We start from the raw sequence: 14,882 nt of genomic DNA on the forward strand, positions 1-14,882 counted from the left end.
ACGAATACAAAAACCCCCGGCATTTCTGCCAGGGGTTTCGTGCGAACCGGCGGGCCGGATCAGTGATATTTGGCGTATTCGAGATCGAAGCGATCGGCTTCCATCACCTTGGTCCAGGCCTTGACGAAATCGTCGACGAATTTCCGCTCGTTCCCGTTTTCGGCATAGACTTCCGCCACGGCGCGGAGCTGCGAATTCGATCCGAAGACGAGGTCGGTGCGCGTGGCGTGCCACTTCACATCCCCCTTGAGGCGGCACTTGCCGACGAACTCCTCGTCTCCGCTCTCATCGACGACTTCCCACACCGTGCCCATGGCGAGCAGGTTGGTGAAGAAGTCGTTCGACAGCACGCCGGGACGATCGGTGAGGACGCCGATACTGTTGCCATGCTGCGTATGCTTGCTGACCGCGCCCAGCGCGCGCATGCCGCCGAGCAGTGCGGTCATTTCGGGCATGGACAGGCCGAGCAGATGTGCCCGGTCGACCAGCATGTCTTCGGTCTTCACGCTGGCCTTGGTCTTGAGATAGTTGCGGAACCCGTCCGCGAAGGGTTCGAGCGGCTCCCAGCTTTCGGCATCGAACTGGTCTTCGGTGGCGTCACCGCGCCCGGTGGACACATCGACGCTGACATCGAAGCCGCCATCCCGCGCTGCCTTCTCGATCGCTGCGGCACCGCCCAGCACGATGGCATCGGCCAGCGAGAGCTCACCGCGCAGTTCGTCCAGCTTGGCCAGGACCTTGCCCAATTCCTCTGGATCGTTGACCGCCCAGTTCCTCAGCGCATCGAAGCGGATATGCGCGCCATTGGCGCCGCCGCGATGGTCCGAATTGCGATAGGTCGAGGCCGAGGCCCAGGCCGCCTTGACCAGTTCGCTGACGGTGAGTCCGCTATCAAGGACCGCCCGTTTGAAGTCGGCTATCGCGCTGTCCGAAGCCTGCCTCCCGGCGGGGACCGGATCCTGCCAGATCAGGTCTTCGGCCGGGACTTCCGGACCGAGGTAGCGAACCTTTGGCCCCATGTCGCGGTGACACAGCTTGAACCATGCACGCGCAAAGGCATTGTCGAGCGCTGCCTGGTCGTCGCGGAAACGCTCGGAAATCTTGCGATATTCCGGGTCGCGCTTCAGCGCCATATCGGCGGTGGTCATCATGGTCGGGACCTTCTTGGACGGATCGCGCGCATCGGGCGCCATGTCCTCCGGGTCCGGATCGATCGGCTGCCACTGGTTCGCGCCCGCCGGGCTTTGCACCAGCTCGTAATCGTATTTGAACAGCAGGCGGAAATAGTCGCCGCCCCATTCAATCGGGTTCGGCGTCCAGGCCCCCTCGATACCGCTGGTGGTGATATGGCCCTTGCCGATTTCTTCGGGGTCGGTCAGCCAGCCGAAGCCCATAGTGTGCAGGTTTTCGCCTTCGGGGGCCTTGCCGAAAGTGTCGGAAGGCTTGGCACCATGCGCCTTGCCGAAGGCGTGGCCGCCTGCCGTCAGCGCGACCGTTTCCTCGTCATTCATCGCCATGCGGGCAAAGGTTTCGCGCATATCGCGCGCCATGCCTTCGGCATCGTGCGGATTGCCGCCCGGCCCTTCGGGATTGACATAGATGAGACCCATCTGGATCGCCGCGAGCGGGTTTTCGAGCGCCTTGCCTTCATCGGGCAAGATGCGCGTTTCCGCGCCGGTATCGACCCACTGTTCCTCGGTGCCCCAATAGACCGTTTCCGGTTCGAACACGTCCTTGCGGCCACCGCCAAAACCAAAGGTCGGGCCGCCCATCGATTCGATCGCGACATTGCCGGTGAGGATGAAGAGATCGGCCCAGCTGATATGTTTGCCGTATTTCTGCTTGATCGGCCACAGCAGGCGGCGCGCCTTGTCGAGATTGCCGTTGTCGGGCCAGCTATTGAGCGGGGCGAAGCGCTGCTGGCCGCTGCCCGCGCCGCCGCGCCCGTCGCCGGTGCGATAAGTGCCTGCTGCGTGCCATGCCATGCGGATGAAGAAAGGGCCGTAATGGCCGTAATCCGCCGGCCACCAGTCCTGGCTGTCGGTCATGAGATCGATCAGATCGCGTTTCAGGGCCTGATAGTCGAGCGCGTTGAACGCCTCGCAATAGTCGAAATCCTCGCCCATCGGGTCGGCACTGCGGCCGCCCTGCTGGAGGATTTCGAGCTGCAGGCTGTCGGGCCACCAATCGCGGTTGGTCCGGCCCAGCAGGCCGCGCATCTCGCCATCGCCATGGAAGGGGCAGCCGCTCATTTCACCTGTCTTGGCGTCCATCGTCTCTCTCCACTCTCTTTAGATTCGAAAATCCGGTGAAAGAATGATGCGCCTTTGGCGGTAATCCGTCCAATCGATTAATTGCGTCGATTTAATAGCCTTAGGCGATGACTGGGCGGACCGCGCTCCAGATGCGAAAAGCGCCGCCATCCCGTTGGAATGGCGACGCTTTCATGACCGGTCTGTGGCAAGCTCAGGCGGCTTGCGCAATGTCTTCAGCCGGTTCGGTACGGATGAGGTAGTCGAAGGCCGACAGGCCCGCCTTCGATCCTTCCCCCATGGCAACCACGATCTGCTTGTAGGGCACATCGGTCACATCGCCCGCGCCGAAAATGCCCGGCAGGTTGGTGCGGCCTTCTTCGTCGGTGACGATTTCGCCGAACTTGGTGAGTTCGAGGCCCGAACCCTGCAGCCATTCGGTATTGGGGACGAGGCCGATCTGCACGAACACGCCTTCGAGCTCGACCCGGCGCTCCCCGCCCGATTCGCGATCCTTCAGCACGAGCCCGTCGACCTTGCCGTCCTTGCCGGTAATCTCGGTCGTCTGGCCGCTGGTGACAATCTCGACATTGGCCATCGAACGCAGCTTCTTCTGCAGCACCTCGTCGGCACGCAAGCTGTCGTCATATTCAATGAGCGTCACATGACCGACGATCTTGGCCAGATCGATCGCCGCCTCGACACCGGAATTGCCGCCGCCGATCACGGCAATGCGCTTGCCTTTGAACAGCGGACCATCGCAGTGCGGGCAATAGGCCACGCCCTTGTTGCGATATTCCGCTTCCCCCGGAACGCCGAGATTGCGCCAGCGCGCGCCGGTGGCAAGGATCAGGCTGCGCGCCTTGAGGCTTGCGCCATTGCCAAGCTCCACCGTGTGCAGACCGCCTTCCTGTTCGGCAGGCACCAGCTTCACTGCCTTGGCGAGATCCATCAGGTCGATGTCGTATTCGCCCACATGACGCTTCAATTCGCCCGCCAGTTTCGGCCCTTCGGTATAGACCGTGCCGGGCAGGTTCTCGATCCCCAGCGTATCGTGCAACTGGCCACCGAAACGTTCGGCGGCGATGCCGGTGCGAAAGCCCTTGCGTGCGGTGTAGATGGCGGTCGCGGCCCCGGCCGGGCCGCCGCCGACCACCAGCACTTCGAACGCGTCCTTGGCCGACAGTTTCTCTGCCGCCTTCGCTTCGCTGCCGGTGTCGAGCTTCGCCAGGATTTCGGCCAGCTCCATCTTGCCGTTGTAGAACGGTTCGCCATTGAGGAAGGTCGCCGGCACGGCCATGACCTCGCGTGCATCGACCTCCTCCTGGAAGGTGCCGCCCTCGATCAGCGTGGCGGTGATGCGCGGGTTTTCCAGCGCCATCAGGGTGAGGGCCTGCACCACGTCGGGGCAGTTATGGCAGGAAAGCGAGAAGTACATCTCGAACGCGTAATCGCCTTCGAGGCCGCGGATCTGCTCGAGCAGGTCTGCGTCAATTTTCGGAGGGTGGCCACCGGCCCACAATAGGGCCAGCACAAGGCTGGTGAATTCGTGACCCATCGGCAGGCCCGCGAAACGGACCCACTTTTCTGCATCGCCGCCGCGGCGAATGACGAAGCTGGGCCTGCGCTCATCGGTCCCGTCGAAACTCGCGCTCACCAGGTCGTGAAGCGCGGCGACCTCCTCGAGCAATTCGCGCGTCTGCGCGCTCTTGGCGTCATCGCCGAGCGAGGCGACCAGTTCGACCGGTTCGCGCAGATTCGCGAGATAGGTCTTGAGCTGCTGGGTCATGGTTGCGTCGAGCATGGGCGGACTCCGGGCTCCGGGTGGGACGAAGGATTCGAAAATCTTGGGGAAGGGAAAAGGCCCGGGGCGAGGGGGGAGGGGGGTGCCCCGGGCCTTCCAGCGACCCGAGTTTTAGGCTCGGGCTCTTATGCGGGCGCCCCTAGAGCGCCCGATCTGTCATCAGGCTTAACGCCTAGATCTTGCCGACGAGGTCGAGCGAAGGCGCCAGCGTGTCTTCGCCTTCTTCCCATGCGGCCGGGCAGACCTGGCCGGGATTGTTGCGGACGTACTGGGCCGCGCGGATCTTGCGGACCAGTTCGTTGGCATTGCGGCCGACACCTTCGCAGGTCTGCTCGACAAGCTGGATGACGCCATCGGGATCGACCACGAAGGTCGCCCGATCGGCAAGGCCGACGCCTTCACGCAGCACGTCGAAATTGCGCGCCAAAACGTGGTTCTGATCGCCCAGGAACGGGAAGTTCAGCTTGCCGATCTTCTCGCTGGTGTCGTGCCATGCCTTGTGGCTGAAATGGGTGTCGGTCGACACCCCATAGACTTCGACGTCCAGTTTCTGAAGCATTTCGTAATGTTCGCCGAGATCCTCGAGTTCGGTCGGGCAGACGAATGTGAAGTCGGCCGGATAGAAGAAGAAAACGGCCCACTTGCCCTTCACGTCTTCGTCCGTGACTTCGAAGAAGTCCTTGCCGGCCTGAAACGCAGTGGCGGTGAACGGTTTGATCTCGCTTCCGATGATACCCATGAATGTCTCCGTAGTTCGGGTTGAAACTGATGGTGGTCAGATAGGGCTTGTTGCGATGCACAAAAGCGATAAGTTGCGATTGCGAGGATCGAAATAATCGATCAAATCGATGGAACCTTCGATAAGCTCGGCATCCAGACGCGTTCGTGGTTTTCCATCCCGTGCCGGTCGCCCTGCTGGGGTGCCGCCCCGCAGCCGCCCATAGAGGAACGCGAATAACGGCCGGTCGTTGTGCCTGTCATGCGGGCCGACGAGCACGTGAAGGCTGCGATCCGTTTGCGAGGAAGGAATTCGATGATGCGAAAACTGGGAATTTCGATGGCGATCACGGCGCTGGTCGGCCTTGCCGCGTGCGACCAGGGTGGCCAGGATGCCGACCCGAGTGCCGCGGAGGCGGAAATCGCGGAGGCAGAAATCGAGCAGGTTACCGGCTCGCAAACTCCGGTGGCGGAACGCAAGATCAGCTTCTGCGATGGCGAAGGCAACCGCTATGCGAGCGAAGCGGAAGCGCAAGCCGCCGGTCTCGAACCTGCGGAATACGGAGCGACTTATTGCCCCGAATATCTCGATCCGACCATGCATCCGAGCTGGGATGCGGATCGTGACGGGATCAACGATTGCGAAGCGGACGGGATTTGCGACGATTCGGTCGATTACACGCAGCCCAGACCCCGGGAATAACGCGCACGGCAAGCGTGCATTTGACGTAACCGCGACGTGCGGCATTCAGCCGCATTGTGCGCGGTGGAGCAGCTTGTGATCGGCCAGAACCAGCGCCATCATCGCTTCGACCACGGGTGTTCCGCGGATACCAACGCACGGATCGTGGCGCCCCTTCGTGCGCACTTCGGTCGCCTCGCCGTCGCGGGTCACGCTGGCGACCGGGGTTAGGATCGAGCTGGTGGGTTTGAACGCCACCCTGCAGGTGACCGGCTGGCCGGTCGAGATACCGCCCGCGATCCCGCCTGCATGGTTGGCCTCGAAACGGGGACCGTCATTGCCCCCATCGTTTAAAGAGGGCCGCATCGGGTCGGCGTTCTGTTCGCCCGTCAGCCGCGCGGCTTCGAAACCGTCGCCGATCTCGACCCCTTTGACTGCGTTGATGCTCATCATGCCTCCCGCAAGGTCGGCATCGAGCTTGGCATAGACGGGTGCGCCCCAGCCCGCTGGCACACCCTCGGCCACGCATTCGACCACTGCGCCGAGCGACGAGCCGGCCTTTCGCGCCTCGTCGACCAGCTTTTCCCAGCGTTTTGCGGCCTGTGCGTCGGGGCACCAGAAGGGATTGCGCGCGATTTCCTCGCGGTCGAAATTCGCGGGGTCGATCCGGTCGCCGCCGATTTCCGCGACATAGGCGACGATGCTTACCTCGGGGATGACCAGCCTCGCCACGGCGCCCGCCGCCACGCGCATTGCCGTCTCTCGCGCCGAACTGCGCCCGCCGCCGCGATAGTCGCGGAAGCCGTATTTCGCGTCATAGGCATAGTCGGCATGGCCCGGTCGATAGGATTTCGCGATCTCGGAATAGTCCTTCGATCGCTGGTCGGTGTTCTCGATCAGCAGGCTGATCGGCGTGCCCGTGGTCTTGCCTTCGAACACGCCCGAAAGGATGCGGACCGCATCCGGTTCCTTGCGCTGCGTGGTGAACTTGTTCTGTCCGGGCTTTCGTGCATCGAGAAAGGGCTGGATGTCGCTTTCGGACAATGTGATCCCCGGCGGGCACCCGTCGACCACCGCGCCGATCGCGGGGCCGTGGCTTTCGCCCCAGGTGGTAAAGCGCAGCACGCGTCCGAATGTGTTCCAGCTCATACGCCTGTCTTGTCCCAAGCAGTCAGGCCTGTCCACTTTGCCTTTTTTGGGGCGGGGTGAAGCCGAGATTTTCCTACATGGTCGAAAATTTGCGATAGGAATGGGGAGTAAGAAAGGGGGGGCGGGGTGCCCGCCATGTGTCACCCTGGTCCTCGAGTGATATTACGCCGCGAAATCATGGGTTTGTGCCATAAATCTATGGGGTGACGGGGTGTCGCCTTTGTCACCCGGACCCGGCTGGGCCAGGTGCTGGCGATAATTCGCCCGCCGGACTGGTCAAGTCGTTCAATGTCGGGCAGGAACAAACCATGATTGCAAAGCTCAAGGGACTGCTCGACGAAACCGGCGCGGACTGGGCGGTGATCGATGTGTCGGGCGTCGGCTATCTCGTCCATTGCTCTACCAAGACGCTTGCTGCGCTGGGCGAGGTGGGCGAGGCCTGCACCGTCTATACCGATCTGCAGGTGAGCGAGACCGATATGCGCCTGCTCGGTTTCGCCGATGCCGCCGAGCGGGACTGGTTCCGTCTGCTTACCCAGGTACAGGGTGTCGGCAGCAAGGTGGCGCTGGCGATCCTCTCCGCGCTTTCGACGGGCGAGGTGCAGGCCGCCTGTTCGAACGGCGATGCGGCGATGATCGCGCGCGCAAACGGTGTCGGGCCGAAACTGGCGGGGCGCATCGTCAACGAGCTGAAGGACAAGGCAGGCGCGCTGCCGGGCGGCGGGATGGTCGGCGCTGCGGGTGTCGCCGTGACCCCCGCGGGCAGTGCCAGCGCCGATGCGGTGAGCGCGCTCGAAAATCTCGGCTTCAAACCCGCCGTGGCCGCGCGCGCGGTGGCTGCGGCGCAGGGCGAACTGGGTGAGGATGCGGGCGAGGGCGACCTCATTCGCGTCGCATTGAAGAGGGCAGCGGGATGAGAGTGGCAATTTTGCGATATGCGATGACGGCGGCCTTGGCGGCGCTGGTAGCTTCGGCGGCAAGCGCGCAGGACATGAGCGCCTTCGAGACCGGGCCGGTGTTCGAGGACTTCGGGCCTCACGCGCCGGTCGAGGGCGTGGGAAAGCTGACGGCAGGCACGGCGTTCAAGCACAGCTTCGACGTCAGCGAGGCGGCGAGCGAGGGGAAGGCCAACCGCCATATCGAAAGCGCCGCGCGCTTCATCAACATGCACGTCGGCGCCGGAGTCGATCCCGAGGATATTCAGGTCGCGGTCGTGGTCCATGGCGGTGCTTCGCTCGACTTGCTCAAGGAACCGGCATGGGAGGCGCAGGGCAAGTCCGGCGTGAACGCCAGCCACGCCCTGGTGCGCGACCTTCTCGACCAGGGTGTGCGCGTGATCCTGTGCGGCCAGAGCGCCGTCGCGCATGGCATTGCCCGGTCCGATCTCATCCCCGGCGTCGAATTGGCGCTTTCCGCCATGACCGCGCATGCGCTGCTGCAGCAGGCAGGCTATTCGGTGAACCCGTTTTGAGTGAGGAAAACAAACTTACCCCGGAGAGGGTACAGCAGCTCCGAGATAGGACAGCCCCTCAAGCCCTGTATTGGCTTGAGGAGTCGAAGTTTTATAGGGAGCAAGCAACCGGCACGGAGCGCTGGTTGCTGGCAGCGCAACTTTCCATCACATCTGGCGGCATCATCACACTTCTCAATTCAGATGGCTTGGATGCAAACTCGCGCTTTTATGCGTTGATTTGGTTCTTTCTTGGCCTTGCTTGCACTTTGATTGTCGCTCATTTTAGGGCGCAGGCTTTCGCTAAAATGCACCTCTTCGTGTCAAGGGCGGGCCGGGGTCTGCAGGACTTTGCCTCGACCGGCGAGGCGGAAGGGTTGCCCCAAGCGCTGGATGAGACTTCGGCGTCCGAAGTGACAAAGGCCGAGAAAGTGATCGAGATTGCTTACTACCTACCATTTATCACGATCCTTATTGCCTCCTTTATAACGATTGAGGGGTTGGGATGACCGAACCCGTCCCCCTCCACTCGCCCAATCGCCAGCCCGAGGACCCCGACGCGGCGCTGCGGCCGAAGTCGCTCGCCGAATTTGTCGGGCAGAAGGCGGCGCGCGAGAATTTGCGCGTGTTCGTCGAGGCTGCAAAGGGGCGCGGCGAGGCGATGGATCATGTGCTGTTCTTCGGCCCGCCCGGCCTCGGCAAGACCACGTTGGCGCAGATCGTCTCGAAGGAGCTGGGCGTGGGGTTCCGCGCCACCAGTGGTCCGGTAATCGCCAAGGCGGGCGATTTGGCCGCGCTGCTCACCAATCTCGAGCCCAACGACGTGCTCTTTATCGACGAGATTCACCGGCTCAATCCGGTGGTCGAGGAAGTGCTCTATCCGGCGATGGAGGACCGCGCGCTCGATATTATCATCGGCGAGGGGCCGTCGGCGCGCAGCGTGCGGATCGATTTGCCGCCCTTCACGCTGGTCGGTGCGACCACGCGGCAGGGGCTGCTGACCACGCCCTTGCGCGACCGCTTCGGTATTCCGGTGCGGCTCAACTTCTACACCGAGGACGAACTCTTGAAGGTCGTCACCCGCGGGGCAGGGCTGCTCGGCATGGGGATCGACGAGGGCGGCGCACGCGAGATTGCCCGCCGCAGCCGGGGCACGCCGCGTGTCGCGGGCCGCCTGATGCGCCGCGTGCGCGATTTCGCCAGCGTGCTGGGCGAGCCGATCGTGACCACGAGAGTGGCGGACGAGGCATTGACCCGGCTAGAGGTCGATTCGCTCGGCCTCGATGCAATGGACCGCCGCTATCTCACCATGATCGCCACCACATATAAGGGTGGTCCGGTCGGGGTGGAAACGCTCGCGGCGGGCCTGTCCGAGCCGCGCGACACGGTCGAGGAGGTGATCGAACCCTATCTCATCCAGCTCGGCCTGATCGCCCGTACCGCGCGCGGGCGTTGCCTCAACGATGGCGGCTGGGCGCATCTGGGCCTGCCCTCACCATCGACGCCCCAGAGCGATATGTTCGACAAATAGGGTTATCGGTGCGGTAAGAAAGCCACGCTCAACGGTCCCGAAACGGGACGGGGCTTGCGCAACCCTCGCATTTCCGCGAAAAATTTACTTTCTGCATGCATGAGCGATCAGTAAATTCGCGCGAAAATCCGAAAACGGGCGCTGCATAAAGAATCAAAGGTCGCTGCAAGGAACGGAAATTCCTCCGTTTCTTGCGCGGTCGCAAGAGGAATTTTACGATGTCGGTCAAGTCAGCTCTCGCCAAACTCTCGGCCACCGCGGCGGGTGGTGCGCTGCTTGCGGGCGGCGCGGTGCATGTCGCGGAAAAGCCGATTTCCGACAATCCGCAATATAAGTCGAAAGCGGTGAAATACGTCAAGCAGGCCAAGCCGCGCGCCGTGCCGCGGCCGACCGTGCCGCGTGCCCGCACCATTCCGCGCCAGGTCGAATGCGTGCCCGCCGAATCGCCCGAAGCGGCCTATAATCCGAACAATATCTGCCCGCCGGTCTATCGCCAGGCGATGGCCCCCGTTCCCGTACCTCCGTTGCCCGCAGCGGCGCCGGTCGGCGGCGGTGGCGGCGCGGCCCGTTCGATCCCCGGCGGTGGCTATGGCGGCGGATATGGCGGCGGTTTCGGCGGTGGCTTCTTCGGCGGTTTTTTTTCCGGCTCGAGCGGCGGCGGCAGCGTCATCGTCAACTCGACCACCACGACCGGGGGCGAAACGCCCGATGTGATCGTCGACGTATCGACCACCACCTCGACCGGCGGCAGTTCCACCTCCACCTCGACCGGCGGGTCCTCGACTTCCACCTCGACCGGCGAAGTTTCCACCACCACCAGCTCGAGCAGCAGCACGGGCGAGGTCTCCACCTCGACCGGCGCGGTTTCGACCACCACGAGCACGGGTGAGGTTTCGACTTCCACCGGCGCGGTCTCGACATCCACGGGAGAGGTCTCCACTTCGACCGGCGCTGTCTCGACCTCGACCGGCGAAGTATCGACGACGAGCGGCAACATCACCTCGAGCACCAGTTCCTCATCCTCCACCAGCACGTCGAGCTCATCGTCGTCTTCCACCTCGACCTCGAGTTCCTCCTCGACCAGCACGTCGAGCTCCAGCTCCACCTCCAGCTCGGGCAGCAGCAGCGGGACCGACGTGCCGGCTCCGCCGATGATGGCGCTGTTCGGTATGGCGGCTGCCGCGATTCTCGGCCGTCGCAAGTTCCGGATCAAACGCGGCGCCTGAGGAAATTGCCTGCGGCAGGAGCTTAGTCGCGCTGTTGCAGGCTCCATGCGCCCTGGCGGTACCATTGCGTCACGACATATTTGGCCCCCGCTTCCACGGGTAGCGCGGCGTGGCGTGTTGCGCGGTTGGGGCGGCCCTTGCGGTCCATATTGTCCCACATGACCAGCATTCCCGCTTCGGGTGCGATCTTCAGATCGAGTTCCGGGAATTCGGTTTCGCCACCCGCCTCGACCCCGTTGAGATAGACCATCGCGGTCCAGCTTCTTTGCCCGCCGCGTCGGCGCTCGACCTGCCAATGTGGTCGATCGACGCGAAAATGGTCACGGTGGTGACGGTATTCCTCACCCTTGCGGTAGCGCTGCCCTTGCAAGGGTTCGGCATGCCGTCGATCCAGGCCCGTCACCTCGCCGATTCTCGCCGCGAGCTTTTCCGTCTCGGGCAATCCCTCGGCGAAGAAATGAGTCGAACTCGTCCGGCCCCTCGGCGCCACTTTTTCCGAAAACAGGACAGAGGGCTGGATTCGGCTGTCGATGATCGCGATGAGCTCGCGACATTGCTGCGTCGGCAGAAAATCGCGCATGAGGAACATGTCCGCCTTGTCGCCCCCCGCCGGTTCCAGGCGCGGATTGCTCATTGCCTGGCGACGCACAGTGTCGCCGATTTCCCGCATAACGATCGGATCGGCCTGCGGGTCGATTTCCTCGCGACCCAATAGCTTGGCCAGATATTCGATCAGAGCCATGTCAGGCGCGCACTGCGCCGGTTGCCGCTCCAGGTAAGGCGGGGTCAGTCACGCTCTACCGGAAAGTCGGAGGCCTCCCAGGCAAGGATGCCGCCATCCAGATGCAGGGCGGCCGTACCCGATGCGGCGGCCAGCCGTTCGGCGGCGATGCCCGAGCGGCGGTCGGACCGGCAATAGAGTATGCGCTCGCTTCCCCGAGGGTCGGGCAGGGCTTCCGGATCGAATTCGCCGAGCGGGATGTTGATCGCGCCTGCCAGATGGCCCTGAGCAAACTCTTCCGGCGTGCGAACATCGATGAGCTGGACCGGCTCGCCTGCGGCGATCTTCGCTGCCAGCGTGTCCGGGGCGATGGTCTCGGCGGCGGCGCGGGCAGACGCTTCCGCCACATCGTCGTCGGCAGGGCGCGCCTGCGCGGAACAGGCGCCGAGCATAGTCGTCGCCAATCCCGCGAGGAGCGCATGCCGTATCATGCGGACGCCAGTTTCCGGAGCACGTAGTGGAGGATGCCGCCATTGCGGTAATACTCCATCTCGTTCGCCGTATCGATGCGGCACAGCGCGGTGAAGCTGAAGGTCGACCCGTCTTCGCGGGTGACTTCGACTTCGACATCCTGGCTCGGGGTAAGGTCCGCCAGCCCCTTGATGGTGAAGCTGTCGGTCGCCTTGAGGCCAAGGCTGTTGCGGGTGTCGCCATCCTTGAACTGAAGTGGCAGCACGCCCATGCCGATCAGGTTCGAACGGTGAATACGTTCGAAACTTTCCACGATCACGGCCTTCACGCCCAGCAGGATCGTGCCCTTGGCCGCCCAGTCGCGGCTCGAGCCGGTGCCGTATTCCTTGCCTGCGACGACCACGAGCGGCGTGCCGTCTTCCTTGTGCTTCATCGCTGCGTCGTAGATCGGCATCTGCTCACCCTTGTAGGTGGTGACGCCGCCTTCGATCCCGGGAACCATTTCGTTCTTGATGCGGATGTTGGCGAAGGTGCCGCGCATCATCACATCGTGGTTGCCGCGGCGCGAGCCGTAGGAGTTGAAGTCCTGCTTCGAAACCTGGTGGCTCTGCAGATAGGAACCTGCGGGCGAGTCTTCCTTGATCGATCCCGCAGGCGAGATGTGGTCGGTGGTAACCGAATCGCCCAGGATCGCCAGCGGCTTCGCATCGGTGATGTCGGTCACCGGCGCGGGCGTCATTTCCATGTCTTCGAAGAAGGGCGGGCTCGCGACATAGGTGCTGGTCGGGTTCCAGCGATAGGTGTCGCTGGCCTCGACATTGATCGCCTGCCAGTGCTCGTCGCCCTTGTAGACATCGGCATAGCGGGTAACGAACATCTCGCGGTCGATGTTCTTTGCGCGGTGTTCGCGCACTTCGTCATTGGTCGGCCAAATGTCGGCAAGCATGACGTCGTTGCCGTCCTGATCCTGACCGATCGGAGTTTCGGTGATGTCCTCGGTCACCGTGCCCTTGAGCGCATAAGCGACTACCAGCGGCGGGCTGGCGAGGAAGTTGGCGCGCACGTCGGGCGACACGCGGCCTTCGAAGTTGCGATTGCCGGAAAGGACGCTGGCGGCGACGATGTCGTTGCCGTTGATCGCCTTCGAAATCGGCGGGGCAAGCGGGCCGGAATTGCCGATACAGGTGGTGCAGCCATAGCCGACGAGGTCGAAGCCGAGGTCGTTGAGATCGTTCTGCAAGCCCGACTTTTCGAGATAGTCGGTAACCACCTGCGAACCCGGCGCGAGGCTGGTCTTGACCCAGGGCTTGGGCTTCAGGCCCTTTTCATTCGCCTTCTTGGCGACGAGGCCTGCGGCGATCAGCACGTCGGGGTTGGAGGTGTTGGTGCAGCTGGTGATGGCCGCGATCACCACGTCGCCATCACCGATATCGTGGTCCTTGCCATCAACACTGACGCGGGACGGCGCGCTCTTCTTGTAGATTTTCTCGAGATCGGAGTTGAACAGTTCGTCGACCTCCGGCAGCGCGACACGGTCCTGCGGACGCTTGGGGCCGGCAAGGCTGGGCACGACCTTGGACACGTCGAGTTCGAGCGTTTTGGTGAAGACCGGCTCGTTCTCGGGCGTGAACCACATGCCCTGTTCTTTCGAATAGGCTTCGACCAGCGCGATGGTTTCTTCGTCGCGGCCCGTCAGACGCATATATTCGAGCGTCTTGTCGTCGATGCCGAAGAAGCCGCAGGTCGCGCCGTATTCTGGCGCCATGTTCGCGATCGTCGCGCGGTCGGCAAGGCTGAGCTTGGCCACGCCTTCGCCGTAGAATTCGACGAAGCGGCCAACCACGCCGACTTCGCGCAGCATCTGCACGCAGGTCAGCACGAGATCGGTAGCGGTGACGCCTTCGGCCATTTCGCCGGTCAGCTTGAAGCCGACAACTTCGGGGATCAGCATCGAGATCGGCTGGCCGAGCATGGCGGCTTCGGCCTCGATGCCGCCGACGCCCCAGCCAAGAACGCCCAGACCGTTGATCATGGTGGTGTGGCTGTCGGTGCCGACGCAGGTGTCGGGATAGGCGACCGCGTTACCGTCCTGATCATCGGTCGACCAAACGCCCTTGCCGATATATTCGAGGTTCACCTGGTGGCAGATGCCGGTGCCCGGAGGCACGGCGGAGAAGTTCTCGAAGCTCTTCGAACCCCATTTGAGGAAGTCGTAACGCTCCGCATTGCGGGCATATTCCAGCTCGACGTTCTTTTCGAAGGCCTTGGGATGGCCGAATTCGTCGACCATGACCGAGTGGTCGATCACGAGGTTGACGGGCACCTGCGGGTTGATCTTGGCGGTATCGCCGCCGAGCTTCGAAATCGCGTCGCGCATCGCGGCGAGGTCGACCACGCAGGGAACGCCGGTGAAATCCTGCAACAGCACGCGCGCAGGGCGGTACTGGATTTCCTTGCCGGTCGCGGGGTTCTTCTGCCAGTCGGCGATCGCCTGCGCATCGTCGGTCGAAACGGTGAAGCCGCCATCCTCGAAGCGCAGCATGTTTTCGAGCAGGACCTTGAGACTGAAGGGCAGCTTCGACACGTCGCCGATCGTCTTCTCCGCCTTGGCGAAGGAATAATAGGCGTAGTCCTTCCCGTTCACGGTGAGGGTGGAGCGGGTTCCGAGCGTGTCCTTGCCGACCTGGGTCATGCGCGCATCTGTCCTTTCAGTTGAGAGCCGTCACCCGACCAATGGGCGGGGCGGTAGAATGTGCCGCGCACCTGCGCCGGAACGCCGAAAAAATCAAGAGTGCGGCACTGCAACATAGACCAATTGGGGAACCTAGGGGCGGCTTCAGCGCTTATTAAGGCAAAATCAGGGCAGGTGCGCCGCATCG

13 protein-coding genes are annotated in these 14,882 nt (G+C 63.1%); 5 read left to right on the forward strand and 8 right to left on the reverse strand.

Annotated features, from left to right (window positions below):
* Positions 1-59 precede the first annotated feature (59 nt).
* From katG to ahpC, 3 genes are all read right to left on the reverse strand, one after another.
* Complete coding sequence (gene katG, locus MUY37_RS13425; RefSeq protein WP_499195870.1) at positions 60-2,273, reverse strand: catalase/peroxidase HPI; 2,214 nt, start codon at positions 2,271-2,273, stop codon at positions 60-62.
* 193 nt (positions 2,274-2,466) lie between these two features.
* Positions 2,467-4,056, reverse strand: a complete 1,590-nt coding sequence (gene ahpF, locus MUY37_RS13430; protein WP_499195871.1) for an alkyl hydroperoxide reductase subunit F — start codon at positions 4,054-4,056, stop codon at positions 2,467-2,469.
* A 172-nt stretch (positions 4,057-4,228) separates the two neighbouring features.
* A complete protein-coding gene (ahpC, locus tag MUY37_RS13435; RefSeq protein WP_499195872.1) occupies positions 4,229-4,795 on the reverse strand; it encodes an alkyl hydroperoxide reductase subunit C in 567 nt (188 codons plus the stop codon).
* A gap of 294 nt (positions 4,796-5,089) precedes the next feature.
* Between ahpC and MUY37_RS13440 the strand changes: the two genes are divergently transcribed.
* The gene (locus tag MUY37_RS13440; RefSeq protein WP_499195873.1) at positions 5,090-5,476 is read left to right on the forward strand and encodes a hypothetical protein; all 387 of its coding nucleotides are present in this window, start codon (positions 5,090-5,092) and stop codon (positions 5,474-5,476) included.
* Positions 5,477-5,521: 45 nt separating this feature from the next.
* On the opposite strand, the gene aroC is transcribed toward MUY37_RS13440, so the two are convergent.
* Entirely contained in the window at positions 5,522-6,604 is a 1,083-nt protein-coding gene (gene aroC / locus MUY37_RS13445) for a chorismate synthase (protein WP_499195874.1), read from the reverse strand.
* 308 nt (positions 6,605-6,912) lie between these two features.
* On the opposite strand from aroC, the gene ruvA reads away from it, so the two are divergent.
* From ruvA to ruvB, 4 genes are read left to right on the forward strand one after another with little or no spacing between them, the layout of a single operon-like run.
* On the forward strand, positions 6,913-7,521 hold the full coding sequence (gene ruvA, locus MUY37_RS13450; protein ID WP_499195875.1) for a Holliday junction branch migration protein RuvA: 609 nt from the start codon (positions 6,913-6,915) through the stop codon (positions 7,519-7,521).
* A complete protein-coding gene (locus MUY37_RS13455) occupies positions 7,518-8,075 on the forward strand; it encodes a DsrE family protein (RefSeq protein ID WP_499195876.1) in 558 nt (185 codons plus the stop codon). The genes ruvA and MUY37_RS13455 overlap by 4 nt, the downstream gene beginning before the upstream one ends.
* Positions 8,072-8,563, forward strand: a complete 492-nt coding sequence (locus MUY37_RS13460) for a hypothetical protein (RefSeq protein WP_499195877.1) — start codon at positions 8,072-8,074, stop codon at positions 8,561-8,563. Before MUY37_RS13455 ends, MUY37_RS13460 begins: the two co-directional genes overlap by 4 nt.
* Positions 8,560-9,585 (forward strand): Holliday junction branch migration DNA helicase RuvB, encoded by a 1,026-nt coding sequence (ruvB, locus tag MUY37_RS13465; protein ID WP_499195878.1) that lies wholly within the window; start codon positions 8,560-8,562, stop codon positions 9,583-9,585. Before MUY37_RS13460 ends, ruvB begins: the two co-directional genes overlap by 4 nt.
* A 586-nt stretch (positions 9,586-10,171) precedes the next feature.
* Here the strand turns inward: ruvB and MUY37_RS13470 are convergent.
* From MUY37_RS13470 to acnA, 4 genes are read right to left on the reverse strand one after another with little or no spacing between them, the layout of a single operon-like run.
* Entirely contained in the window at positions 10,172-10,786 is a 615-nt protein-coding gene (locus MUY37_RS13470) for a hypothetical protein (RefSeq protein WP_499195879.1), read from the reverse strand.
* Between the two features lie 47 nt (positions 10,787-10,833).
* Positions 10,834-11,553: a prolyl hydroxylase family protein gene (locus MUY37_RS13475; protein ID WP_499195880.1), complete on the reverse strand. Its 720-nt coding sequence runs from the start codon at positions 11,551-11,553 to the stop codon at positions 10,834-10,836.
* 44 nt (positions 11,554-11,597) lie between these two features.
* A complete protein-coding gene (locus tag MUY37_RS13480; RefSeq protein WP_499195881.1) occupies positions 11,598-12,023 on the reverse strand; it encodes a rhodanese-like domain-containing protein in 426 nt (141 codons plus the stop codon).
* Complete coding sequence (gene acnA, locus MUY37_RS13485) at positions 12,020-14,695, reverse strand: aconitate hydratase AcnA (RefSeq protein ID WP_499195882.1); 2,676 nt, start codon at positions 14,693-14,695, stop codon at positions 12,020-12,022. Before acnA ends, MUY37_RS13480 begins: the two co-directional genes overlap by 4 nt.
* Positions 14,696-14,882: the final 187 nt, after the last annotated feature.

Origin of the sequence: Qipengyuania sp. ABI-127-1 (assembly GCA_022953095.1) — a bacterium.
In the GTDB taxonomy this organism is placed as follows: domain Bacteria; phylum Pseudomonadota; class Alphaproteobacteria; order Sphingomonadales; family Sphingomonadaceae; genus Qipengyuania.

Coding starts and splice junctions, on each gene's coding strand:
- katG (WP_499195870.1), bottom strand. CDS start 2,273: ATGGACGCCAAGACAGGTGAAATGAGCGGCTGCCCCTTCCATGGCGAT.
- ahpF (WP_499195871.1), bottom strand. CDS start 4,056: ATGCTCGACGCAACCATGACCCAGCAGCTCAAGACCTATCTCGCGAAT.
- ahpC (WP_499195872.1), bottom strand. CDS start 4,795: ATGGGTATCATCGGAAGCGAGATCAAACCGTTCACCGCCACTGCGTTT.
- MUY37_RS13440 (WP_499195873.1), top strand. CDS start 5,090: ATGATGCGAAAACTGGGAATTTCGATGGCGATCACGGCGCTGGTCGGC.
- aroC (WP_499195874.1), bottom strand. CDS start 6,604: ATGAGCTGGAACACATTCGGACGCGTGCTGCGCTTTACCACCTGGGGC.
- ruvA (WP_499195875.1), top strand. CDS start 6,913: ATGATTGCAAAGCTCAAGGGACTGCTCGACGAAACCGGCGCGGACTGG.
- MUY37_RS13455 (WP_499195876.1), top strand. CDS start 7,518: ATGAGAGTGGCAATTTTGCGATATGCGATGACGGCGGCCTTGGCGGCG.
- ruvB (WP_499195878.1), top strand. CDS start 8,560: ATGACCGAACCCGTCCCCCTCCACTCGCCCAATCGCCAGCCCGAGGAC.
- MUY37_RS13475 (WP_499195880.1), bottom strand. CDS start 11,553: ATGGCTCTGATCGAATATCTGGCCAAGCTATTGGGTCGCGAGGAAATC.
- MUY37_RS13480 (WP_499195881.1), bottom strand. CDS start 12,023: ATGATACGGCATGCGCTCCTCGCGGGATTGGCGACGACTATGCTCGGC.
- acnA (WP_499195882.1), bottom strand. CDS start 14,695: ATGACCCAGGTCGGCAAGGACACGCTCGGAACCCGCTCCACCCTCACC.